Below are 230 nucleotides of genomic sequence, written 5' to 3'. Positions count from 1 at the left end.
TGATAACAGCAACCCGGATGTACAGTCGCTTGACGATGGTGACACCATCCAGGATGTCTTTACCTACACCATTACTGATGCTGATGGAGATACCTCTGAAGCAACCCTTACCATCGATGTAAACGGCCTGACCGACGGTGCACCGACCATCTCTATTGATGATGCGGATGCAGATGTTACTCCTGCCGACAACAGTGTGGTTGAAGGTTCCGGTGACACCGTTAACGGGG

1 protein-coding gene is annotated in these 230 nt (G+C 51.3%); it reads left to right on the top strand.

Annotation, left to right across the window (positions count from 1 at the left end):
- Positions 1-230, top strand: a 230-nt coding sequence (locus tag FCL48_RS24840) for a VCBS domain-containing protein (RefSeq protein WP_136876774.1), incomplete at both ends; no start/stop codon positions are given.

The sequence above is a fragment of the Desulforhopalus sp. IMCC35007 genome, assembly GCF_005116575.1.
Classification (GTDB): domain Bacteria; phylum Desulfobacterota; class Desulfobulbia; order Desulfobulbales; family Desulfocapsaceae; genus Desulforhopalus_A.
The sequence above is the reverse complement of the archived record's forward strand: the minus strand, read 5'-3'. Positions and strand labels throughout refer to the sequence as shown.